This is a genomic window from Neoalteromonas arenosi (assembly GCF_030362855.1).
In the GTDB taxonomy this organism is placed as follows: Bacteria; Pseudomonadota; Gammaproteobacteria; order Enterobacterales; family Alteromonadaceae; genus Alteromonas_E; species Alteromonas_E arenosi.
Map to the genome: position 1 here is coordinate 138,870 of NZ_JAUCBP010000007.1, position 24,239 is coordinate 163,108.

Below are 24,239 nucleotides of genomic sequence, written 5' to 3' on the forward strand. Positions count from 1 at the left end.
GAAATTTGCGCTTTCAGTGCTCACTGTAGCTGGTGGACGCTTGACCTTAGAGTCGCTTTAAGGATTATATTGAACTCATTAGATCTAAATCGTAGCTAAGGAGTGAGTAACGTGTCAGAAAGTACTTCGAAAGTGCAGCAGCATATTATTCTACCAATAGAAGGAATGAACTGCGCTTCGTGCGTTGGACGTATTGAATCAGCGCTAGCAAAAGTACCTAATGTTAGCCGAGCGGTGGTCAATCTTGCTACGAGTCAAGCAAACGTATCTTTTGACAAACGGCCTGATCAGCAAGCACTCGTCGATGCAGTGGAAAAAGCGGGTTACTCTGTCATGCCAAGTAACACCGTGCTCGCAATTGAGGGGATGACGTGTAGCTCTTGTGTTGCTCGAGTAGAGCGGTTACTGGCCAACGTGTCAGGGGTAAGCAAGGCAGTGGTAAATTTTTCAAATCATAGGGCGACTGTGACGGGCTTTGCAACGATCGAAGACCTGGTCAATGAAGTTGAAAAAGCCGGATATTCAGCACGTCATATTGAATATGAGCCTCCGGGACACGAGGCTGTAGCCCTCATTGAAGATCAAGAGCACGTAAAATTAAAAAGGGATTTAACGTTTGCCGCTGTGCTTACCCTGCCGGTTTTTGTCCTGGAAATGGGCGTCCATCTCGTGCCCTCACTCCACCATCATATCGCTACAACGATAGGGACGCAGATGAACTGGTATATTCAATTTATTCTGGTGTCTGTCGTGCTAGCTGTTCCGGGACGTCGCTTCTTCAAACAAGGCGTACCTGCGCTGCTGCGAGGAGTGCCAGATATGAACTCACTAGTTGTAGTAGGAACATCGTCAGCCTGGATATACTCTGTAGTTGCAACATTCCTTCCTGCTATTTTACCAGCGGGAAGCCGAAGTGTTTACTTTGAAGCTGCTGCAGTCATTATTACACTTATTTTGTTAGGTCGAGTATTTGAAGTTAGGGCAAAAGGTAAAACTTCTCAGGCTATACAACGCCTGATGGGGCTACAAGTCAAAACCGCGTCGGTCATACGTGACGAGCAGCGTATTCATATACCAATTAGTGAAGTGCAAGTTGATGATATTGTAGAGATCCATCCAGGCGAGAGCATTCCTGTGGACGCAGAAGTTATTAATGGATGCGGCTATGTCGACGAATCGATGGTGACTGGAGAATCAGTTCCTGTCGAGAAACATGTTGGAAGCTTAGTTGTTGGTGGGACTATAAACCAAACTGGTGCATTGACCGTTAGGGTTGCAGCAATTGGTACAAACACTGTTTTGGCTAGAATAATTCGCTTGGTCGAGGGCGCACAAGGCGCCAAATTACCCATCCAAAGTTTGGTAGATAAAGTCACAATGTGGTTTGTTCCTGCTGTAATCGGTTTATCGGTCGTGACGTTTTTTGCCTGGTTGATTTGGGGACCTCCTGGCAGTATTAGTCTCGCGGTTGTTAATGCCGTCGCGGTACTAATAATAGCGTGTCCCTGTGCAATGGGATTGGCTACGCCGACGTCCATCATGGTTGGCACAGGAAAGGGCGCAGAGTTGGGCGTACTATTTCGTAAAGGTGAAGCATTACAGCAACTTAAAGATACAAAACTGATCGCCATGGATAAAACGGGAACTCTGACAAAAGGTCGCCCCGTGGTCACTGATTTCTATGTGCACGATAACTTTATCACTGATCAGACGTTAGCGCTTGTTGCGGCAGTGGAAGCTAAATCAGAACACCCTATTGCTCAAGCCATCGTGGAAAAGGCAAAGTCGCATGAATTGGATCTCCCCGCAGTCTCAGCTTTTGAATCTTTGACAGGCTTTGGGGTTAAAGCAACGGCTGCAGACGTGCGGATAGAGATTGGTGCCGATCGTTTGATGGCTCAACTTGGCATCGACATATCATGCTTTGCAGATGCGGCAAATCGGCTGGGTAATGAAGGTAAATCGCCCTTGTATGCGGCATTCAATGGCAAACTCGCTGCTATCATCGCGGTGGCCGATCCCATCAAAGAAGGGGCTGCGGAAGCCGTTCGCAATCTGCATCAACAGGGGATTCAGGTGGTAATGCTTACCGGAGACAACCAGCGTACTGCAGAGGCAGTAGCACGCCAGGTTGGTATTGACCATGTTGTTGCTGAAGTTATACCAGAGGGGAAGCTCAATACGTTGAAGACGCTTAGGGAGAAATTTGGAAGTGTTGTTTTTGTCGGTGATGGTATCAACGATGCCCCAGCGTTAGCCGAAGCAGATGTCGGTATCGCCATAGGATCAGGCACTGATATTGCAATCGAGTCCGCCGACGTGGTGCTTATTTCTGATAAATTGGACGGTATCGCAAATGCGTTAGCGCTATCTGTGGCGACTATCCGCAATATCAAACAGAATTTATTTTGGGCGTTCAGCTATAACACTATTCTTATCCCTGTTGCAGCGGGAATTCTGTTCCCTGCTTATGGCGTGTTACTTTCGCCAGGATTGGCAGCCGGTGCAATGGCGCTATCATCATTATTCGTGATTGGAAACGCATTAAGGCTAAACAAATTTAAACCCAATCAGCAAGTCGATTTCTGAGTTTACTTCAGCAGGCGGACAGGCTTTTATGGTTTCACTGTGACCAAACAATTATTGAAAAGCTGTTTAGCGAATTTCTACAATAACACGTTATTTTAAATAGGGTCTTACCACACACTCGTGTGTGAGGGGTTATTTTTTAACAGCGTCAACACATGCATGTAACTCTTCAAACTTGATGGGCTTATACAATATCTTAGTAATCCCCATTTTTTCAGAATTTATCTCATCAACTAACTTATGATACCCTGTTACCAGAACGATGTCCGCGCCGTATTGCAATTCATTCAACCGATTTATGAGTTCGATTCCATCCATTTTGGGCATTTTTCCGTCCGTGAAAATTAAGTCAAAATTAACTTTCATGCACAAGTCAACCGCTTCTATCCCATTAGTAGCTGTTGATATAACGCAATCAGCGTAATGATATTTCAAATCCATCTCGAAAAGTTCAACGATTAACGGATCGTCATCTACGAAGAGAATTTTCATCGATACTCTTTATCCTCAGAATAAACATTACTGCTTCATTTGTTTGTTCAAACAACAATGCGGCATTCATTTCTTCTGCCAATCTACGAGAAAGAGACAAACCCAAACCAGTTCCTTCTCCCACATCCTTTGTTGTAAATAGAGGTTCAAACATTCGTTCCTTAACCTCCTCTTTAATTAAAGGCCCATTGTTTATAATTTTTATAATTATATCGCAATGGTCTCGTTCGACTTTAATTATTAACGATTTATCGTTTGTTGAATTGCTGTGCAGTGCGTCAATGGCATTTGATAGCAAGTTGTTTAATATTTGGATTAAGTTAACCTCTATTGTTTGCACATACGCGTTATCACCGGTCTCATAAACTTCTATTAATTTGATGTCTTTAAGTTTTATTCTTTGCTCATATAGTTGGACAGTTTTTTTCACAACGTTGTTAACATCAACGGAATCAATTTTTCCGGTTTCATTGCGCGATAGTCGCCTGAGGTTATCAATTATTTGACTTATTTTCACTACTGTAGAATGAATGTTCTTTAGGCATTTAGCCCCGACGAAATCCTCTGAACTTACCGAGTTCTGCAACATCTCAGCACTACCACTTATTATCTGAAGAGGGTTATTAATCTCATGTGCTACAGCGCCTGATAATTCACCCAAACTAATTAACTTTGAGTTGTTGATTGCATCTAACTTTAAATTTTCCCGTTCCGTAACATCTGTAAAGTAAACTAGAAGAAAATCCATATCAGGTTTTTTAAAGCTCACTACCCTAAAATATTTGTTAAGTGTTCTATTATAAATGGGATCCTCTATCACTTGCTTATCATTCATATATGCGTCTATTGCAGAGTCGAAGTGGCCGTTTTCTGCGAAGTCAGGGAAAGCAGCTAACATTGATTTGCCTACATCTTGATCATTTTTCGCTATACCGTCTACAAGACTGGCTTTATCAAAGACTACGGTACTGTGAAAATCCACGATATTACCGTTTTCTAGTTTAGGCTCATATTTAACAATTGAACCGGGATATCCCTCTACTAAAGTTTCTAAAAGAGTGTTTTGTTTAGTAATAAGGGCTGTTCTATTTTGAACTTCATCTTCCAATTGACTGTTTAGTGTTTTTAACTCTTCAATAAGTTTTAGGTGTTGTTTAGGGGATGGCAGATTTATGATCTTAGGTAATACTTTAAACAATGTGTACGCGGTTAAAAGACTAACTACAGCTGTAGCAACCTTTACAAACATTGCGAGAACGTATTCGCTATGCCAGTAATTGTATGCTGAAATTAAATGAGTGATCCCACATAGCTGTATGAAAAAAAAGAATAAGAGTAATATTTTTTTTGAATCTTTATCGAGGTCAGGTCTATTTCTATGGAATCTGAAAATTGCTATAGGTATTGACGTGTATGCAATAAAAATCATGATCTCAGAAAGCACGATTGGGAACAGCAATTCAGGTTTCCAAAGTATACAATGACCATGCGGCATGAAAGCTGAAGTATCAATTTCAAAAAACATAATTTCTCTCTAGTGTGAAGCGTATATTAATCTGGTAGTAAGCTGCTCGATTTAAGTTACATAGCACACCTCACGCCCAAAATCGCTACGGTCATAGTAGGGTACTAGCCACGAAATGGCCAATAGCGATTAAATATTTATGCCCTTAGCTAACATTGTAAAATGTATGCTGTAGCTACCAAGTACTGACTTACACAATTCTACTGTTGAATAACGGTTAATATCTCTTCTTAAAAATTATGCACGTGCATTCTCCTTGTTGATTTAAAATCTGGTAAAACGAATTGCGTCGACTATACTTCCGGTCTAAACACCCAAATTTAGGTAACCAGTAAAGTGTCTTTAACTGAACGTCAAGTCTTTTTGATCCAGAGTAGTTTTGAAAAAGTCGCCCCCATTTCAGAGACAGCAGCTACCTTGTTTTACGGCAAACTATTTGAGTACGACCCTAGTTTGAAGCCGCTTTTCAAGAATGATATGAAGTCTCAAGGAAAGAAACTGATGATGACTCTTGGTACCGCTGTAAAAGGCTTGTCAGATCTTGATTCTTTGGTTCCTGTCCTGCAAAAGTTAGCGATAAAACACGTCGAATATGGAGTCAAAGTTGAAGATTATACTCCAGTGGGGAATGCTTTACTGTTTGCATTGAGCCAAGGGCTAAAGACTGATTTTAATCAAGAAGTCAAACAGGCTTGGATAGATTTATACAGAGTCGTCGCTGAAGTGATGAGAAGTGCGGCGTATTCGAATTACAATGCCACTACTTTTCAAAACACTAAGCGGTATAATAATTAGGCCAAATTGTTCTTAAATTGTACATCCTCCATAACATTAAACACACTGTCATTTCCCTTGACGACAATGTCACATTGCGTCGCATAGTTACCTAAATATTGTCGAAAGTGGTTACTGTATGGGTTGACTAAAAACGTATATTAAGACTAGCGCTTATTGATGCAGCTTCTATGCGATAACCTGCCATCCGAGCATAAAAGTTGTTTTTATTTAATTCCTTATCTGCCCACCCAAGTGCATTATGTGCGTGCAACCCCACGGTGATTCTCGGAGATAATGAATAGCTCACCCCCAAGTTCAGTCTCGCGCTGGTATCAAATGCGTTTGTTTCGCCCTCAGACTGACTTCGATTTGATGCCATTAAGACTTCGTTGTTGTAACGTGTATAGTCTTCCGCGCCAGGAAAGCCCCAATAGATAACCAACGAACCATTAAATTTCCAGTTTTCTGAGCCATGCCACACGAAGTTAGCCTTACTGATGTGTGGAGACCAATTAGCTAAATCATCTCCATAACCGTAGGGCTCAGCAGTTTGAACCTGATTACGTAACTCGTCAAACTTCAACTCAAAGTTATGTAATTGAGTGTAGCTATGAGAAATATTCCAATCTAAATGGTGAGCTTTAGATGCGAACTCAATTTCCAAACCATTTACATTCATCGTTCCAATCTCAGCTGAGGTTCCTTTCTGAGGTAGAAAACCCAATAAATCGTGTTTATATCGAAATGCTGTAATGTGCAGTTGTTTTTGTCTATCTAAATATCGTGAATATATCAGTTCCTGCGACATGATTTTTTCGATATCGGGAGCAATGTTGTCATCAACCTGATTACGCAGAACTAACTCTTCGCTTTTTCTAGTTCCACGGTTTAAGACAAGTTTAAAATCGGAATAGATGTTTGGACTGTAAACCAATGAAAGTTTTGGAGAAACCATCCAACTAGCTAATGAATGATAATCTATCCGCGCCCCGACGAATAACCTCCAATCATCAGTCGGGATGTATTGATATTCTGTCGCAAGGCCGTAGGTAACCGTACTGAACGGCTTTAACTCATTTCTAATATTGTGCGGTGGATCGTCAGACACTAGTTGTGCGGACTCTGAAAACCTGCCGTATTTCGCCTCAAGTAATGCGGAAAAAGAGTGATGGTCATCTATCTTTGCGTCAATCTGGGTTGCAATGGTCGCTCTGCTTTCGCCGCTTGCGGCAGTGTTTTCGTAGTCCGGCGATGTTAAAACATCGAATGAGTCAGCGTCTTGCACCACGTCAAACTGATCAAATGTAACGCGGAGATTAATCGCAAGGTCATCGCTATAGTGAAGTTGGTTATCCAGCGCAGCAGTAATATGATGATAGCCAATACCTCGTTTACTTTGTTCAAATGAACCCATACTTTCGAACCGATGCCGGACGTCTACATACTGTGTCCCAGCCTTTACACTCCTAAGCCACGCCTCGCCAGTAGCCCAAGAAGCTTGTACATGAACTTTGTGCCGTATGTGTTCATTTCGAGAACTATTATCATTAACTATAGATGCCGAGCTGTTGTGCTCTCCCGCGGAAAAAAAACTTGAGCTTTTACTATAAACCACCGGGGCATCATCGGCAGAGGCCCCATGATAATCATCTATGCTTACACTCATAAATAAAGATAGGCCATCGTTAACGTCAACCGTTTTACGGAACTCTGACATCCAAAAGTTTTCTACTTCACCTTTTTTCACGACTACCTCATTGCCAGCGAAGGTTTTCGCTGAAAAGGTGCGTATGTGAATAACACCGCTTATTGCGCCAGGACCAAAAATGGCAGAGCCAGGACCGCGTGCTACTTCAATTGATTCAATATCACCGAGCATAGACAAATAACGCTCGGAAATAGCGCCATATGTAGCGAGATGATTAGTTACTCTGCCATTGACCAATATCAGCAATTTATTATCTAAATCGCTGATAATTCCCCTAATGCCCAAATGCACACCAGTCGCACCATGTTTGGAGCGCTGTAAGTTTGGCACATAAATTTCAAGTAACTCGTCAAGGTTTCTTGCTCCTGATTGTCGGATCATTTCACTGGTAATGATTGTAGTTCGTGCCGGGACCTTGTTTGGAGGGGTTGGGGTCAAAGTGGCCGATGAACTTAGCTCAAAACTAAGTAGCTCATCGAGACTTTTATTAAAAATAGACTCCTCTTGTGTGAGAGCTTCACCGCTGTAACAAGAAATAATGAACACGAAAACAAGAGGCAGTCTGCTTCGGAATCGATAGCGCTTATTTACATGGCATTTTGTTGTGATTTGGCACATATGACACATAGAGCTTTACTTATTTTCAAACTTATTAAATAGGTTATAGCTCATTAAAACGTAACAGGTGTTTTTAATTTGGCAAAAAACGTGAAATAGACCACACTAATATCAAGCCATTAAAAATCTTTTTCTCGTTTTGACCAGACAAATAGATCTATTCATCCGAGGGTAACCGACTAATCATGTCTATTGTGAAAGCTCCAATCATGATTGTTTTGACCATCTTGATGTGTAATTCGGTCAGCTCTCAGCTTGACGTGGATGATGAAGAAATAAAGGCGGCACTGGTCTTAAATTTAATCCGTTTTATTGAGTGGCCAATTAGCAGTTTTGAAAACGAAAATACGGCACTAAATATCTGTATTCTTGGTTCGAAAACGAGCGACAGCAAGTTTACAAAGCTCAATAAAATGACGGTTAAACAACGACCAATAGATGTAATCTATATTCAGAGTTTAGCGGATGCTAATCCCTGTCATGTGATGTATTTTATGGACCATCACATTGAGGTTCTGCGGCCTTATCTTATTTCTACATTCAATGAACCAACATTGACCATTGCGGACGTTAGAGGTTTCGTTCACGAGTATGGGGTAATTGAATTCACATATGGCAGTGATAATAGAATCAATTTTAATGTAAACCTTAAGTTGGCTCGTGAAAAAAATCTTCGTATAAGCTCTAAACTTCTGGAAGTTGCACAGGAGGTGAACATATGAGCTTGATGCTGCAACTGGCCAAACGCTCGATAAAGTTCAAGATAATGTTCATTGCAGTAGCTTGTACATCAATAACATTATTCATATTCCTTTTTATTAGTATTGGCTATCAGTTTTTGGATGAAAGAACGCGTATTGAGAAAGAAACTAGTGGACTGGCGGCTATTCTCGCAGATAGAACTGTGGCCGCTATTCAATTCCAGGATAATGAACTGGCTGAAAATAATCTGGAAGTGTTATCACATATTCAATCCGTCGTGTCCGGATGTATTATTGATTTGCACGGCAACCTGATAGCTACATATCAGAGAGACATTACAGACTTCACTTGCCAAGGTCATGCTTTGCGGGGGGAGGGAGAGAGCCATACGCTGATTTCTGTTCAACAACCGATAACGTTAGATGAGAGTATTATCGGGACGATATTTATTTATTCTGACTTAATAGTTTTGTCTGAAACGTTGCAGCGTCAGTCTCTGGTTAGTTTTTTACTGGTATTACTCGCGATAGGTTTTTCAATCCTGTTAGCCTCCAAATTACAAGGCGTCATCTCAAACCCCATTAAAACTCAGATAGAAGCAATAACAAGCATTAAGGATTTTTCAAGTTTTTCCAATACGCTGGAGGTAACAGGGAGCGATGAAATTTCCAATTTAGGTCACGCCTTTAATAAGATGCTAGAGAGATTGCGTGACTACGGTGAGATGCTTTACAAGAGTGAACAGGACTACAAAGAGCTTTCACAAAACTTACAGGAAATCATGGACCACTCTCCAGCAGTTATCTATGTGAAAAGTATTAACGGTCAATATCTTTTTATTAATCAGAAATACTTAGAAATTTTTCAACTGAATAAAGAGGATGTAATTGGATATACCGATTTTGATATCTTGCCCTATGAAACCGCCTTGAAAGTAACCAAAAACGACGAAATGGTAGCATCATCTCGCGTACCACATGAACTTGAAGAACACATCCCACGAGATAACGGCGTTAACGTATACATTTCTGAAAAGTTTCCTCTATTTTCTCATTCGGGTGAAGTTCGAGCTGTATGCGGCATCTCGACCGATATTACCGATAGATTAGCGCAAGAGGAGCAACTCAGGCGGACGCAGAAAATGGATGCGCTTGGAAAACTAACAGGCGGGGTAGCCCACGACTTTAACAACTTATTAGGTATCATCAGTGGTTATGTGTCTATTCTCGAATTATCTCACCCCGAACTTTCTTCAATTACTACAAAATTAGCAGCCACATGCGATAGAGGGAAGAAACTTACGTCGAGATTGTTATCTTTTTCAAAATCGCGAGCTATGGAAGTTTGTACCTGTAATTTAAATGACATCTTAAAAAATAACCATGAAATGTTGCAAAAAGCGGTAACCGTCAGTGTGACAATAAATTTGGAATTGGCCGATGACTTATGGCTCTGTGACATTGATATTGCAGACGCCGAAGATGCTATTCTGAATCTGGTACTGAATGCAGCATTTGCAACTGACGGTTGTGGCACGATTGTTTTAAGAACACAGAACATAACAGCGAATAATAACAAGGTTGTATTAAATGAATCTTTGGCTAAGACCGGTTCAGTCTTACTGGAAGTAGTGGATAATGGTTGTGGGATGACAGATGACATCAAGCAACAGTTATTCGAACCTTTTTTTACAACCAAAGGACAGCAGGGAACGGGGTTAGGATTGAGTCAGGTATATGGCTTCGTGAAACGTAGCTACGGCGATATCACAGTCGATTCAATTCCTGAAAAAGGGACATCATTCAAGCTACTTTTTCCTAAAAGTAACCATTATTCAGATACAGAAAACTCACCGTCTGCCGAGTTGATGAACAGTGATGTAAACAATAAAGGTTCAATTCTTATCGTCGATGACGAGCCAGAATTAACTGAGATACTGATAGAGATACTCTCTGAAAGTGGCTATAATGTGAGCGGTTGTGGCAACGTAAAAGATGCTCTCGAACTACTCGCAGATAATCAATATGATTTAGTGATTTCTGATATTATCATGCCTGGCGAGAGTGGTATTGATCTTGCCAACTTCATTTCAAGTAATTACCCCAATACAAAAGTTCAACTGGTTAGCGGATACACATTTCAAAAACTAGAACAAACGCAGTTAATCAATAAATCGATAAGTGTAATGAAAAAACCATACAAAATTTCAGACTTATTATCTCAGATCAGTCTTCATTTGAACTCATAGCCACACTGAATCAGTAAACGGATTGTTTCTTGTTGATAAGGCCTGCAGTAGCAGCTCAATGACTTTACTTAAGCGTACTTCTGCACTTTACTATACGCACAAACTCATATCTGATTACGTGCAACTGTTACCTAATAATGGCAATCATATGTTGCCTTTGAGATACGTAGGGCCGAGTCTATTGCGCTTAAAAGTTACTAACGGATAGCCAAATAGAAGTTCTTTATGGAGGCCCGTGAGTGGCCGCATTAAGCCTCATTTCGCTGACTATCACCATGAGCAGCTGTTGATTTAGTTCGTTTGTAATTTGACTAAAATGATATAGAGACTAGTTGAATTGCTGCCCGTGAATTACTCTATTACAGCTTTTCTCCCAAGCTTTCCGACGCATCCAGCTGTGTCTGAATCGATCACTACACTAACGATTCCGAGACGTGTTTATAATGACTGGACCTTGCTCCTCTTTGATATGAGCTCTCAATGGTATCGCTCGCTGTTGCGCTGATTTGTGCGCAAATAAAAGAAGCTAGTACAAACAGCTTGTCGTTAGTCTTTACTTCAGCTCTCTCGTTAATATGAGCCGGGGAGCGCTAAAAAATTAATCATCTGCGTTTTGCGTAGCCCTCAAAGCCTCAATCATCTCGGCAATTTCCTGTTGAGCTGAGTGGAGGTTTCTTAAGCGAACAGCTGTTTCATTCCAGGCAAATCCCAACATGTTTTTGAATATTGGCTGTGTGAGTATGCTGGGGTCGATGAGCTTGTTTTCAATCATATCGGCGTGACGCACCCACATAGGGATGAATTCATCATCTAATCCTTGTAAATAGTTTTGCTGTAAGGTTTTTTGGAGTGCGTAGCGGCGATTAAGTTTGAGTAAATCTCGCTTTACTTGCTCGTTGGTGATTAGTTTAAAATCACCACTTTCTCGCATTGATATAAACGTGAAATCTTGCGGCGTAAAAAAGTGATAATTGTTTACCACGCCAGCTGTTTGCACTGCCATTTCTTCAGCGTCTCGCGTTGCTAATGAAGAATCCTGTTGAATAAAAAACTGTATTGCATCTCTCAATGCTTGCTCTTTGGCCTCTAGCGCGCCGATAAGCTCTTTTATGTGGGTTTGATCGACTAACAAGTCCTGTTCCAGTTGATACAGATAATCTAACTGTTTCTGGTGATTGTTCCATTGTTCAACTTTGTTTTCAGTCCAAAGGGCGAGATAAATACCCAGAACAAGTAAGACTAAATCTTTCCAAAAGTGTGCAAACCCTTTCAACAGCTTGCTAATAGTTTTGTTCATGATGCAGTGAATCCATGGTTATTCTTTGTGCAGATAGTATTGTCTTAGTCGCACTGTCAGTGTCAATCGTTTAAAGGCGGTCGTAATTATGTACAAATGTGTCTAATTGCAGACGAAATGACGCTACACGCTGATTAAAAATGAATCAAAATGTTTCGAGTGTTACTAGTCCGTAAAACTGGCTAAGTTATCGACAATGATGCAACGAAAGTGTCTTGCAAACCTACTATATAGGTGTAGTTACGCGAATATATACAGTGAGGACACCGATATGAAATTTTCAACTAAACTTTTTGCAGCAGCGTTGTTGACCGCTGCCAGCTCAACCACGTTTGCAAATGACTTTAGCGAAACTAACTTAAACGAGTCAGTCAATATTTCCTTGGCAGCTGAAATGGCAACCGTCAGATATACATTGGCCGCAGATACAGTGCAAGACGTTATTAATGACGTAACAGAGTTTTGCCAAAGCATACAGTTGGCGTTTGCGCCTGACCAAGGCATGTTGGCAGCAAAGCCGGTTATTGCGACTGAGCAGCAATTAAGTGAGTAACGTCGACGTCTAGTTGCGCAGGTAGTTTTATGATTATCTGCGTGCCTACTCCGATCTCGCTCTTGCATTTGATTTTGCCGTGCAAGACGTGGGTCACTTGGTTGTAAACGATATGCATACCTAAACCGAGATTGTCGCCGCGATTGGTGGTGTAAAACGGATCAAAGATACGTTTAGCCATTTCTTTGTCCATGCCTTTACCGTTATCTTGTAATGTAATGATGATTTCGTCTTGCACTTGTGAAACAGTAATGAAAGCGTGGAAATCTTCGATACGATCGTAAGCGTGTTTGGCTGCGTTCTCCAACAACTGAACAACAATAGACTCCAAAGTGCTACTGTAAGTCCTGATTTGGATATCTGTGGTCGCGTCAAATACAATGGAATCTGAGGCTAGCGTATACCTCATTTGCATATCAGAAATGGCTTGCAGCAAGATCTTGCTCACATTGTTAGCGCTAATCACATCGTTGGGTTGCATTGTTGCCACAGATTTAAAGGTTTCGACGATTTTGGCGGCTCTCTCAAGGTTTTTTTCGACCAAAGCAACGCTCTCATTGGCATCGCTTTGGAATTGTTCAAATTTGGAACGTGACAAAGAACCATCTTTGACCAACTCATACAACGCTGATAGCTGAGACTGGAGAATGGAAAGGGCTGTGGTTGAAATTCCAAGAGGAGTATTCAGCTCATGCGAAACACCGGCAACCATACTGCCAAGAGAAACCATTTTTTCTGACTCAACCAGCTGTTTTTGCGCGCGTTTGAGGAAGTTATTGGTTTTTTGTAGTTCTTTTGCAGTATCTTCAAGCGCTTTTGTGCGCTCTTGTACTCGATTTTCCAGTTCGATGTTCAAATTCAAAAGTGCGGTCTCGGTGGCTTTGAGCTGTTGAATATTTTTTGTGGTACCTGTAAATACCAGTGGGGTTCCATGAGAATCGGTTTTTGTTACTCTACCGCGGTCCAATAACCATACCCACTCGTTATCTACTGTTCTTTTTCTATACGCTAGTTCAAGCTCTTGTTGCTCACCGTCCTTGATCAACTGTATTGCGCGTTGGTTAAATGGTTTATCTTCAGGGTGAATTTGCTCTAACTGAGCATCATTCCAATCGTCTATTTCAGCGTGATTTAGCTCGGTCATGGGGTTGCGTCTAAAGATTTTATTTAGCGCCATGTCGACTTCCCAAAACTCGTCACCGCTACCCCATAAGGCCAACTCGAGACGCTTACTTGCGCGTAATTTCTGTAAATGTTGTGAGCCTAAAAATAATAATAAAAGAAATGCAGCCAAACTGTAGAAGAAATAGGCGAGTGGGCTTCTCCAAGGCGCTGGCAAAATAGTGATATTAATAGAACGAGTAACGTGGGCAGCGTTCTCTTGGTTGTTCACCACTTTAACGGTAAAGGTATAGGTGCCAGGGTCTAAGTTTGTATAGGTGGCAAGCCGGTTTGAGCTTGGAGGACTCCAGTTTTCATCAAACCCTGCCAGTTTATACGAGTATTGATCATCTTCACTATTGCGATAATTCAACTCCACAAAGCCTATTGAAAACACCGAGTGCTCGTGTGTCAGTGTAATTTCATCAATATAGCCCAATGCTTTCGGCAGCACGGAGTCACTGGCTATCGTTACACTTTCATTGAGTACTTGGAAATCGTTAAAAACTAACGGCGGTGAAACGCGCTGACTGGTTTGCGCATCAGGGTCGACGATGGTTAAACCGTCAGTACTACCAAAGGCTAATTTGCCACTTGACAGATGTGCATATGCAGGTCGATTAAATACATCTCCCGCGAGCCCGCTAGACTTGTAAAAATTAAAAAACTGTTCCGTTTCAGGATTAAAACGGCTTAATCCATTTGCCGTAGCGAACCATATATTGCCATTCTTATCTTCAACGATCCCATAGACCACATTGTCGGCGAGGCCATGCGACATATCATAAGTGGTAAACGAGTGAGTGCTAGGCGATTTCTTGTTAATGCCACTGCCATGTGTGCCAATCCATAAGTGGCCTTGTGCATCTTCAATGATGCTTGTAATGTGGTTGCCTTTGATACTGTCAGGGCGATTCGGATCTTCAACAAAGAATTCAATGTCGCCGGTGTCTCTATTTAGTAAAGCCAATCCAAAGTAGGTGCCTACCCAAAAGTTACCTCGGCTGTCTTCTAAAAGCGCACTGACCCAATTGGCACCAGCATCTGTTGCCGGATCATTGCCAGTCGGGTAGTGGATAAAATCATTATTCTCGCGATCGTATTTGTTTAATCCCGCAGTTTCTGTGCCTATCCAAAGATCGTTGTTACTGTCCTCATACACCACCCAGATATGGTCACCGCTGATGCTCTTCGAGTTTTGACGGTCGTGCTGGAAATACGTAAAGGTGCCGGTTTCTTTATCGAGTAAACTCAGGCCACCGCTCCACGTACCAACCCAAACACCATCACGAGTTTTTTCTATTGCCAGAGCCGGAGGCGCTGGGAGCGATGTTTGATCTAGAGGATCATGCATAAAGCGTTGGGTATCGCCTGAATCTAAATCGACGAGATTTAGGCCGTTTTCCGTACCAACCCAGATAACACCCGGAGATTCTTCGGCTATCGCGAGCATTGAATTATCACTCAGTGAATTTTCATCCAGCGGGTTGTGACGGTAATGGCGAAAAGCGATTGCTTGTCGATCGAGTTTGGTTAAACCAAAGGGGAAGTGTCCGAACCATAGATTGCCAAAAGCATCTTCGTAAATACTGCGTATTTTGTCGGACCTAAGGCTGTCCATCATACCGGGTTGATGTTTGTATGACTCAAAACGACCATTTAAGCGGTCAAATCTACTCAAACCACCACCGTCGGTAGCGATCCAAAAGTTACCTTGGGTATCGTCGTAAATTCCACGGATAAAGTTAGAGCCAATACTGGTGCTATCTTGTGCATTGTGCTTGAAATGGGAAAACGATTCTGTTGTTTTATCAAAAAGGTTCAGGCCACCGCTAGCTGTACCAATCCACACAGAGCCTTGGCGGTCAACATGCATAACAACCACTGATGGCCCACTTAAGCCAGAGTTGTCGTCTTCATTGTGAGCAAAGTGTGTGACTTGTTGGTTGGTTGGATTGACTCGAAAAGCGCCGTTTGCTGCAGTGCCTATCCACACATTATCAGAGTCATCTTCAACAATATCACGCACATCGAGGTTGTCTGGCAGTGCTGAGATTTCATCGACCGTAAAAGATTTTGTGACCGGATCAAAAATCGCTATTCCAATTGAAGTACCTAACCAAATGCGACCATCTTGTGCTTGCATGATACTGCGAATGTCATTACTGACTGACTCTTGAGTATCATCGACGGTATAAGACGTGAAACTTTCGTATTCGGGATCAAATTGGTTTAATCCAAATGATGTTGCCACCCACATGACGCCGTCGCGGTCAATAATAATGTCATAAATCAAATTGGAACTGATGGAGCTTGGGATTTCTGCATTGTAGCGAAAGACTTTAGCTGAATAGCCGTCAAACCTCGCCAGTCCGTTGTCTCCGCCGAACCACATGTAACCTTGTTTATCTTGAATTGTAACGCGCTGAGCGCCGATTAAGTTGGTATCAGTGTTGTTGATGACCGTGAACGCGATGTGTTCACTGGCAGCCAATACAGTTGTTGTATTGCAACACCACATCAGAAAAGTAACAAGCAATCCTCGAATGATCACAATCCCAATTAAGCCTTCTTTTTTGTAGAGACAACCGTCCGTGCGGCTTCTATTACTGCCGATAATTCATAGCTTAGTCTATCCAGTGCATGGTGTCTAAGCATTCGCTGTTCGTACATGGATTTTCCTAAGTACTTAAGACACAATGGTTTTGAAAAATCTATGTAACCAATAGGGCGTTCCATACCCAATGCAATACGTCAAATACTTTCAATGCACGGAGTGCGGTAGTACCTACGATACGACAGAGCCGATGAATTTGTGTCCACGCGATAATCGACCGGTTCGACTAGTTTTGGATATCGCGTTGATTAAGCAAGACTATCCCGATATGTCTTGGTACCGCCCCGATGAAAAAAGCATGTGGCGTTTTGGTCCACTGCTACCCTTCAACAAAGCAACACAGCCTGACAAGGTGGTTAGTTTAGGCGAGGGTTTTACGCCAGTGATTGATATCTCAGATTTTCCATTGTGTCAGTCGCTTAGCTTAAATGTCGCGGTTAAAGATGAGGGGCAGCCTTACGAGGGTTATGGTGCAAATCCCACGGGTAGCTTCAAGGACCGCGGTATGTCGATGGTCGCAACGATGGCTAAACACTACGGCCTGGAAAAGCTTACCGTGCCGACGCAAGGTAATGCGGGGGATTCATTAACGGCTTATGGTTTATCACTCGATAAGCGAGTTGCCGTCGTCATGCCCGACGATACGCCGCTTAATATAATGGGGAGTGTAGCGGTTGCAGCGCTCAAACACGACAACATCAGCATTGATTTAGTCAAAGGGACTATCCGTGAAGCGGGCGAATTTATGAAAGAGCATTACGTACCTGATGGCTTTTTCAATTGCGCTACATTTCAAGAACCGGGTTGGCGGATTGAAGGTAAAAAAACCATGGGGTTGGAGTTAGCCGAGCCTTGGCCAGGATTAAAAGATGAGTGGGGATTACCTGATGTCGTGTTTTATCCCACTGGCGGTGGAACAGGCATTTTAGGCATGTGGAAGGCATTTGATGAGCTGGAAGCAATGGGGATTATAGACCATCACCGGCCGCGCATTATTGCAGTACAAAGTGAAAATAATACGCCCATAGTACATGCCATTGAGCACGATTTAGACGATACAATACCCACCGATGGCGGCGATACAATCGCCACCGGCATAAACGTACCTGGGGGTGTTGGACACAAAGCCGTACTAGCGATTCTACGCGCTAGTGAAGGCAGTGCGATAGCGGTATCTGAGAAGGCTATTAGTGATATCAGTAGAGCTATTTTTACTCAATATAAAATGTGGATAAGCCCTGAAGGTGCGGCATGTATCGGTGCATTAGAAGAGGCCAAAGCTAAAGGTTTGGTTGCTAGCACTGATCGCATCGTGTGTTTTAATACCGGGAGTGCAGAGAAGTATCTGGATAATTTGCACGACATCTTTATGCAGAAACAAACAGTCTCTACATAAACTAACGAGGAGCTTTGGCCATGAAAACACTTCATGTGGATTATTTGATAGTTGGCGCAGGCGCCAGCGGGATGGCCTTCGCCGATATCGTATTATCTGAGTCTGACAAAACGATTGCGCTGGTTGACCGTCAAGATAAGCCTGGAGGGCACTGGAATGACGCTTATTCGTTTGTGACTTTGCATCAACCGTCGTCGTTTTATGGGGTTAGCTCCAAGGAGCTAAGCAAAGGCAACATAGATCAAGTCGGGTTAAACAGTGGTTTTCATGAACTTGCGTCAGGTACAGAAATCCTTGCGTATTACGACGACCTTATGCGCGAAGTGTTTTTACCCAGCGGCAGAGTGACGTTCTTATCTAAAAGCGAATATTTAGGTGATGGCAGAGTACGCAATTTACTCACGGGTGAAGAAACAACGATTCGCTACAGTAAAATTGTTGATGCGACGTATTACAAGACCGCAATACCGGCTACCCACAAACCGGCCTTTTCAATTGACGCGGCGCTAACGTGTATTCCGCCCAACGCATTGCCTAAACAAACCGAAGTAGCAGGCGGTTTTGTAATTATCGGTGCAGGTAAAACAGCGATCGATACAGTAATTTGGCTATTACAACACGGTGTAAAACCTAACATTATTACTTGGATTATGCCGCGTGATGCATGGATGTTAAATCGCAAGACGACGCAGCCTTCCAATCAGTTTTTTAACGACACCATTGGTGCGCAAGCGGCTCAAATGGAGGCCATTGCGGCTTGTGACTCGGTTGAAGACTTGTTTTTGCGACTCGAAGCTGCCGGTATAATGCTGCGTATAGATTCAGCTATATTTCCTCCGATGTTTCACGGAGCGACGATCAGTGAGCAAGAGCTTGCTGAGATTAAGCGGATAAAGAATATCGTTCGAATGGGGCGTGTTGTTGCGTTAACCGAAACTGAAATAATACTTCAACAGGGCACCATTCCCACCTCTACCGATGTTGTTCATGTGGATTGTAGTGCAAGTGCAATTACCAATTTAGCTATATCAACGGTATTTGTTGACAATAAGATAACGCTACAAACCATTCGAGCCTATCAACCGGTGTTTAGCGCCGCGCTTATTGCCCATATTGATTTAACCTATAATGACTTAGAAAAGAAAAACCAACTGAGCAAAGTCGTTCCGTTGCCTAATCACACGCAAGATTGGGTCAAGATGACGTATAAAAATATGATGAACCAGTATTTTTGGTCAAAAGAACCGGGGCTTAAACAATGGTTACTGAATAACCGTTTGGACGGTTTTATGTCAATGGTCAGTGGTGTACGTTTTTATCAATTAGACAAACTGCAAATACTGAATCGAATGCGCAAAGCAGCCAAGCCTGCGGTTGCAAAACTCAAGCAATTATCCGCTTAAAAATCTCAACGCGCTTTCGCGTTTTCTTTCACCCATTGCCAAGTGGTTGTTATTTAGCCATGCTAGGCCTATGAACTTCCTCGATTATTCAATTATCGGAGCGTATTTGCTCGGTTTACTGTGCATGGGCTTTTTGCTTAAGCAACAAAATAGCAAAGCCGACTATTTTCTCGGTGGCCGCACAATAGGCTGGAAACCGTTGTCGTTGTCAATCATGGCGACACAGCTGTCTGCGGTCAGTTTTATTTCAGCGCCGGCTTTTGTTGGTCTGCGCGAGGGTGGGGGATTGATATGGCTCTCCTATGAGTTGGCACTGCCATTGGCCATGCTATTTTTGTTATTGACCCTCTTGCCGTATTTGCATCGCAGTGGCGTCGTAAGCGTATACGATTACCTAGAGCTGCGATTTGATCGTTCCTCGCGGCTCATCATTAGCTTTGTTTTTCAGCTCAGTCGCGCATTTGCTACCGGCATAATGGTGTATGCGATCTCAGTGATTTTACAAGGTACGATGGGCATAGCGCATTGGCAAAGTGTGCTATTAATAGGTGGCGTCACCATTGTCTATTCCTTACAAGGGGGAATGAAAGCCGTTGTCTACGGCGACGCACTGCAAATGCTATTAATTGTCCTCGGTACAGCCGCGTGTCTAGGTTTTGGGCTGTATGAGATTGGTGGTTTTGACGCGTTCTGGGCGCAAGTAGACAGTCAACGCTTGAGCACGCTTAATCTTGCTTCGAATGGGTTCGATGGCGACGGATTCGGTTTGTTGCCCATGTTATTCGGTGGCTTTGTGCTTTATGCCGCCTATTACGGTTGTGATCAGTCAGAAGCGCAGCGCTCACTCGCGGCGCACGATACCAATGATCTCAAGAAAATGATTTTGGCGGCTAGTTTACTCCGCTTTCCAATAACTTTTTTGTACTGCAGCGCCGGCTTAGTCATTGGTACTCTAGTACTGGCTACGCCTTCACTGCAAGCACAGATCCCCGACGGCAATCCGGATTGGATGATCCCTGTTTTTATCATTAATCACCTGCCCAATGGTGTGATAGGTTTATTGCTGGTGGCTATCTTCGCTGCGGCTATGTCTTCGGTAAGCTCGGCGATTAACAGTTTGTCTGCAGTAACCGTTGAAGACTATTGTCGCCTGAGCGGCAAAGCGTTAAGCGACGAACGTTACCTGTCTTTTGCACGTATTACTGGCTTATTTTGGGGCGTTGTGACGCTCGCTTTGTCATTTTTTGCGGGAGATATCGCACCAACCATCATTGAGGCTATAAATAAGGTAGGTTCAATTTTTTACGGGCCGATTCTAGCCTGTTTTGTATTGGGATTTTGGGCAGTAAAAGTAGGTGCACGCCACTTAAATATCAGTTTGGGTTTCGGGGTCTTGAGTAATATCGTATTGTGGCTATTCGTTGAACAGGTCTTTTGGTTCTGGTGGAACTTATCCGGCTTTGTTGTAACCGTATTGCTGTCTCATATTCTCGCTCATTTAGACCCTACGGCTGACATATCTGAGAATGCGAAGGTGGTGCATAAATCAATTTTAAGTAAAGCAGAAATCACCGTTTTTGTGGGCTGGTTCTTCGTAATTTTTACTGTGTGTGCAGCGCTAAATGGGTTGGGGGGGGGTAACGTCATCCCGCAAAAGCTAGATGACGTTACGTCAGGGTTTACGGCCTTACGTGCGTCATTGGTTTATCGCTATTGAGGTTCATGTATCTATCGCGCAGTTTGTGCTGACGTGTATCAGTACTCATTTGCTCACCTTCAATAAATACAGCCTCAGCATGACTAGTTACCTCTAGTGGATCGCCAGACCATATGACTACATCGGCTTGTTTGCCAGGCTCTAAACTACCCAATAGTTCATCAACACCGTAGATGCGCGCTGGGTTTATTGTCAGCGATGCTAAACCGGCCTGCCAAGGTAGACCATTTGCCACAGCATTACCCGCGTGCTGAGTAGCCAAGCGGATATTGTGAGTTTCCATGCCGATAGACACTTGTACACCAGCCTGATGTAAACGCGCTGCATTGGTTAACGTAGCGCCTATCTGATCAAACCCGCCAGGTAGATTGTTTTCGGGGTTCAAAATCACCGGAATACGGGCTTCAGCGAGTGCCTCAGCAACGCGCCAACCTTCTACCGCGTTGACTAATACAACATCAACAGTTGGATTGCGCTTTTTAAACGCAACGACCTGCATAATATCCGCAGCCCTGTCCGCAGTGAACAACAGCGGCATTTTACCATTAAGTACATGTAGCAGGGCCTCTGCATCAGGGCGAGTTGTCATACCATGCCATTCCATTCTCGGCATATAAGCGGCAAAGCCTGTTACTTGACGAATTGAAGCCGCTTCAGCGAAGGATTGCTCTATCGCTACCCACAGTGCTGCGCGGCTGCCGCCATGACTGTCTGATACATTGCTGCTCACATCAACGTGCATAAACGCATTGGCTCTGATCAGTGAATCAAACTCACCGCTGAGTGACGCAACAGCACCTTGGCCGTTGAACATGTAATCGCCATAACTAATGCCGGTGGCAGCTGCCGTTACGCCTTCAACACGTGAGATAGGGATAAGCGTTGAATCAGGGTTAAACCCGTACTGTACGTCTAGCGCAGCACCTACGCTCGATACTGGGTTTTCGCGCTCTTCTCCATGTACCACTGAGCTGTCAACAGATCCCGCCGACATGCCCACCTCCACTAAACCTAAAGATGTCAGTGCGCCGAATAGACCGGGCGTTACGATTTTACCGGTAGCATTAACCTGGGTATAGCTACTGGGTACTGCATCAGCACTCACAACCGATACAATTTTTCCATCATTGATGAGTACTGCACCGTTTTCGACCGTACCCATCGGACCCATGGTGTGAACAGTTCCACCAACAATCGCAGTTTGCTGTGCTGCTGCGATAGATGAAAGTAACATTGCGCCTATGGCGAGTATCTTTTTATTCATTTTGCGTCTCCTTCACCTACTTGGCCTAATTCGAAATCACTCACCGGCCAACCGGCGGGGTTCGCGCGATCGTAGATCAAACCACCATCAATATAGACTCGTTCCGCTTGTGTATACGTGGAGAACGGGTCGCCGCTCCACAAAACCAAATCGGCGTATTTACCGCTTTCTAATGAACCTGTTTGCTCAAAAATTCCTAAAGATTTAGCTGGATTCGCTGATAACCACTGCCATGCTTCCGCCTGGCTAATATCGATGCCTGCGCGTATTCCGTCCGACCAAGCTTTTGCGGCTTCTTGATTTAAGCGCTGAATACCCAGGTCACTGTCAGAATGTACCACCGCACAGGCACCAGCAGCGTGAACCATTGGAATGTTTTCTTTGACTGTATCGTAAGCTTCCATTTTGAAGCCCCACCAGTCAGCCCACATAGAAGAACACACGTTATTTTCGGCTAGTTTGTCGGCAATTTTATAAGATTCTATCGCGTGGTGAAATGAGCCGATTTGGTAATTGAACTCTTGCATGACATCCATCATGACAGTCATCTCATCAGCTCGGTAACAGTGCATATGCACAATAATCTCACCTTCTAACACGCCCACTAACGTTTCGAGTTTAAGGTCGCGTTTTGGCACCTTAGGATCTTTGCCGGCTTCATAATCGGCATAGTATTGCTCCCAGCTGCGTTGATAGTTTTGCGCATCTGACCATGCCTGACGATAGCCTGCAACGTTACCCATGCGGGTCATTGGGCCGCCTTTACTGCCATAAACGCGCTTGGGGTTTTCACCACAGGCCATCTTAATGCCATAGGGTGCACCGGGAAATTTCATGTCTTGCATCGTGCGATCCGGTACGTTTTTCAGCGTAACCGTACGACCGCCGAATAAGTTTGCCGAACCTGGCAGTATTTGCATCGCGGTTACACCGCCGGCCAGCGCGCGTTGAAACCCAGGATCGTGAGGCCAAATCGCATGTTCAGCATGTACTTCAGCCGTTACCGGCTTGGTCATTTCGTTACCGTCTGAATGTGATTGAACTGAAGGTGAGGGATAAACGCCTAAGTGGCTATGAGTATCAATAATACCTGGTGTGACCCATTTGCCCTGACCGTCAATGACCGTAGCGCCATCGGGTATGTCGACACTTTCACCAAGTGCAACAATTTTACCGTCACTAAAATACACACTGCCGTTGTCAATTTTGCCACCGATACCATCAAGAATGGTTACATTGGTGATCACTGTTGCTTCGCCCGGCACCGGGTGATAAGTACTAGGGTAGGGGTCTTTATCGATTTCAAACATAGGTTTTTGCGTCTTGTCTTCATTTTCACTTCCGCTACAACCGGTGAGCATAGCGGCAGATAGCAATGACAAGATCAACACATTCCGGGAAATTGAGGTGGTCATGGAGTTTCCTGTTATCGTTATTTTATTCGGCAGCTCAAGCATTTATGACTCTTAGCCGCACTTATTTAACGTATAAAGGCTAGCAAGCGATCAGCGGTTTGTCAGTTATTGATACAAAAAGACTAGATAAATCTTGCTGGTTTCAAAAATGTCGCTGGACAGCGGTAGCAAAAACCGCATTACGATCGTTAAACAATGCTAAACTTTAAGGACTTAGGTTTTAAAGTTTGTAGCAATCGATGTCATTTGCAAGTCATGGTGAATTAGAACTCTGGGTTAAAGACAACATTGTCTTTATGGAGATATCCGGTGGTTGGAATCTCGAAAAAGCTAAAGAGTTTACCCATCGATTAAATACAGAAATCTTACCTTTGATTAAAGCACCGTATGCTGCGATAGGTATTCTTCACGATGATTGGATGCCCACTGCTGATGCCGTTCCGCATCTAAATCGGGCGACCCTTTATGCCATCAAAGCTGGGATGGTAAAAGAAGCCTACGTATCTTCCTCCGCATTATCTTCCAGAGTAACCCAAAGTTTAGTCTTACCGGCGGATTGCCAACACTATCAAAGCAGGGAGTTTGACACATTAGAAGAGGCGATTAATTGGGTTAAAGAGTCGCTTGAAAGAGATAGTGTTACTAGCGAAGGCCGAAAACTCATTGGCACCTCGAATACTTAGTAGCTAAGTGTACTGGTAGCCTCCCTAGCGCAAACATAGACTGACGCCTAGTTTATACCGCGTTCATACATCGC

General features: G+C 43.4%; 16 protein-coding genes. 9 read left to right on the forward strand and 7 right to left on the reverse strand.

The features are described 5' to 3' along the window. The first annotated feature begins 111 nt into the window (after positions 1-111). Positions 112-2,589, forward strand: coding sequence for a heavy metal translocating P-type ATPase (locus QTP81_RS07160; protein WP_289364674.1), 2,478 nt, complete (start codon positions 112-114; stop codon positions 2,587-2,589). A 132-nt stretch (positions 2,590-2,721) separates the two neighbouring features. On the opposite strand, the gene QTP81_RS07165 is transcribed toward QTP81_RS07160, so the two are convergent. After that, positions 2,722-3,081, reverse strand: a complete 360-nt coding sequence (locus QTP81_RS07165; RefSeq protein WP_289364675.1) for a response regulator — start codon at positions 3,079-3,081, stop codon at positions 2,722-2,724. Continuing rightward, positions 3,059-4,606 carry a sensor histidine kinase gene (locus QTP81_RS07170; protein ID WP_289364676.1) on the reverse strand — a complete coding sequence of 516 codons (1,548 nt, stop codon included), beginning with the start codon at positions 4,604-4,606 and terminating at the stop codon, positions 3,059-3,061. The genes QTP81_RS07165 and QTP81_RS07170 overlap by 23 nt, the downstream gene beginning before the upstream one ends. A gap of 336 nt (positions 4,607-4,942) precedes the next feature. Between QTP81_RS07170 and QTP81_RS07175 the strand changes: the two genes are divergently transcribed. Beyond that, on the forward strand, positions 4,943-5,401 hold the full coding sequence (locus QTP81_RS07175; protein ID WP_289364677.1) for a globin family protein: 459 nt from the start codon (positions 4,943-4,945) through the stop codon (positions 5,399-5,401). Between the two features lie 127 nt (positions 5,402-5,528). On the opposite strand, the gene QTP81_RS07180 is transcribed toward QTP81_RS07175, so the two are convergent. After that, a complete protein-coding gene (locus QTP81_RS07180; protein WP_353059719.1) occupies positions 5,529-7,718 on the reverse strand; it encodes a TonB-dependent receptor plug domain-containing protein in 2,190 nt (729 codons plus the stop codon). Positions 7,719-7,894: 176 nt separating this feature from the next. Between QTP81_RS07180 and QTP81_RS07185 the strand changes: the two genes are divergently transcribed. Together QTP81_RS07185 and QTP81_RS07190 are read left to right on the forward strand one after the other, a co-directional pair. Beyond that, the gene (locus tag QTP81_RS07185) at positions 7,895-8,431 is read left to right on the forward strand and encodes a YfiR family protein (RefSeq protein ID WP_289364679.1); all 537 of its coding nucleotides are present in this window, start codon (positions 7,895-7,897) and stop codon (positions 8,429-8,431) included. Then, a complete protein-coding gene (locus QTP81_RS07190) occupies positions 8,428-10,659 on the forward strand; it encodes a response regulator (RefSeq protein WP_289364680.1) in 2,232 nt (743 codons plus the stop codon). The genes QTP81_RS07185 and QTP81_RS07190 overlap by 4 nt, the downstream gene beginning before the upstream one ends. 598 nt (positions 10,660-11,257) lie before the next feature. On the opposite strand, the gene QTP81_RS07195 is transcribed toward QTP81_RS07190, so the two are convergent. Then, positions 11,258-11,956, reverse strand: coding sequence for a hypothetical protein (locus tag QTP81_RS07195; RefSeq protein ID WP_289364681.1), 699 nt, complete (start codon positions 11,954-11,956; stop codon positions 11,258-11,260). Between the two features lie 271 nt (positions 11,957-12,227). On the opposite strand from QTP81_RS07195, the gene QTP81_RS07200 reads away from it, so the two are divergent. After that, entirely contained in the window at positions 12,228-12,509 is a 282-nt protein-coding gene (locus tag QTP81_RS07200; protein WP_289364682.1) for a hypothetical protein, read from the forward strand. Here QTP81_RS07200 and QTP81_RS07205 read toward each other — a convergent pair. After that, positions 12,478-16,224 (reverse strand): two-component regulator propeller domain-containing protein, encoded by a 3,747-nt coding sequence (locus QTP81_RS07205; protein ID WP_289364683.1) that lies wholly within the window; start codon positions 16,222-16,224, stop codon positions 12,478-12,480. The genes QTP81_RS07200 and QTP81_RS07205 overlap by 32 nt on opposite strands. A 190-nt stretch (positions 16,225-16,414) precedes the next feature. Here QTP81_RS07205 and QTP81_RS07210 point away from each other — a divergent pair, with 190 nt between their 5' ends. From QTP81_RS07210 to QTP81_RS07220, 3 genes are all read left to right on the forward strand, one after another. Beyond that, complete coding sequence (locus tag QTP81_RS07210) at positions 16,415-17,683, forward strand: threonine synthase (RefSeq protein WP_289364684.1); 1,269 nt, start codon at positions 16,415-16,417, stop codon at positions 17,681-17,683. A 20-nt stretch (positions 17,684-17,703) separates the two neighbouring features. Beyond that, the gene (locus QTP81_RS07215; RefSeq protein ID WP_289364685.1) at positions 17,704-19,086 is read left to right on the forward strand and encodes an NAD(P)-binding protein; all 1,383 of its coding nucleotides are present in this window, start codon (positions 17,704-17,706) and stop codon (positions 19,084-19,086) included. 70 nt (positions 19,087-19,156) lie between these two features. Continuing rightward, positions 19,157-20,803 carry a sodium:solute symporter family transporter gene (locus QTP81_RS07220; protein ID WP_289365605.1) on the forward strand — a complete coding sequence of 549 codons (1,647 nt, stop codon included), beginning with the start codon at positions 19,157-19,159 and terminating at the stop codon, positions 20,801-20,803. Here QTP81_RS07220 and QTP81_RS07225 read toward each other — a convergent pair. Both QTP81_RS07225 and QTP81_RS07230 read right to left on the reverse strand, forming a co-directional pair. Continuing rightward, the gene (locus QTP81_RS07225; protein ID WP_289364686.1) at positions 20,766-22,067 is read right to left on the reverse strand and encodes an amidohydrolase family protein; all 1,302 of its coding nucleotides are present in this window, start codon (positions 22,065-22,067) and stop codon (positions 20,766-20,768) included. The two genes, QTP81_RS07220 and QTP81_RS07225, sit on opposite strands and share 38 nt — an antisense overlap. Further along, positions 22,064-23,482 carry an amidohydrolase gene (locus tag QTP81_RS07230; RefSeq protein WP_289364687.1) on the reverse strand — a complete coding sequence of 473 codons (1,419 nt, stop codon included), beginning with the start codon at positions 23,480-23,482 and terminating at the stop codon, positions 22,064-22,066. The genes QTP81_RS07225 and QTP81_RS07230 overlap by 4 nt, the downstream gene beginning before the upstream one ends. A gap of 239 nt (positions 23,483-23,721) precedes the next feature. Between QTP81_RS07230 and QTP81_RS07235 the strand changes: the two genes are divergently transcribed. Then, entirely contained in the window at positions 23,722-24,165 is a 444-nt protein-coding gene (locus QTP81_RS07235) for a hypothetical protein (RefSeq protein ID WP_289364688.1), read from the forward strand. Positions 24,166-24,239: the final 74 nt, after the last annotated feature.

Excerpts from the sequence above, each read along its gene's own strand:
- QTP81_RS07210 (WP_289364684.1), top strand. The coding sequence starts at position 16,415 with ATGCAATACGTCAAATACTTTCAATGCACGGAGTGCGGTAGTACCTAC.
- QTP81_RS07170 (WP_289364676.1), bottom strand. The coding sequence starts at position 4,606 with ATGTTTTTTGAAATTGATACTTCAGCTTTCATGCCGCATGGTCATTGT.
- QTP81_RS07185 (WP_289364679.1), top strand. The coding sequence starts at position 7,895 with ATGTCTATTGTGAAAGCTCCAATCATGATTGTTTTGACCATCTTGATG.
- QTP81_RS07230 (WP_289364687.1), bottom strand. The coding sequence starts at position 23,482 with ATGACCACCTCAATTTCCCGGAATGTGTTGATCTTGTCATTGCTATCT.
- QTP81_RS07225 (WP_289364686.1), bottom strand. The coding sequence starts at position 22,067 with ATGAATAAAAAGATACTCGCCATAGGCGCAATGTTACTTTCATCTATC.
- QTP81_RS07195 (WP_289364681.1), bottom strand. The coding sequence starts at position 11,956 with ATGAACAAAACTATTAGCAAGCTGTTGAAAGGGTTTGCACACTTTTGG.
- QTP81_RS07180 (WP_353059719.1), bottom strand. The coding sequence starts at position 7,718 with ATGTGTCATATGTGCCAAATCACAACAAAATGCCATGTAAATAAGCGC.
- QTP81_RS07200 (WP_289364682.1), top strand. The coding sequence starts at position 12,228 with ATGAAATTTTCAACTAAACTTTTTGCAGCAGCGTTGTTGACCGCTGCC.
- QTP81_RS07220 (WP_289365605.1), top strand. The coding sequence starts at position 19,157 with ATGAACTTCCTCGATTATTCAATTATCGGAGCGTATTTGCTCGGTTTA.
- QTP81_RS07165 (WP_289364675.1), bottom strand. The coding sequence starts at position 3,081 with ATGAAAATTCTCTTCGTAGATGACGATCCGTTAATCGTTGAACTTTTC.
- QTP81_RS07235 (WP_289364688.1), top strand. The coding sequence starts at position 23,722 with ATGTCATTTGCAAGTCATGGTGAATTAGAACTCTGGGTTAAAGACAAC.
- QTP81_RS07215 (WP_289364685.1), top strand. The coding sequence starts at position 17,704 with ATGAAAACACTTCATGTGGATTATTTGATAGTTGGCGCAGGCGCCAGC.
- QTP81_RS07190 (WP_289364680.1), top strand. The coding sequence starts at position 8,428 with ATGAGCTTGATGCTGCAACTGGCCAAACGCTCGATAAAGTTCAAGATA.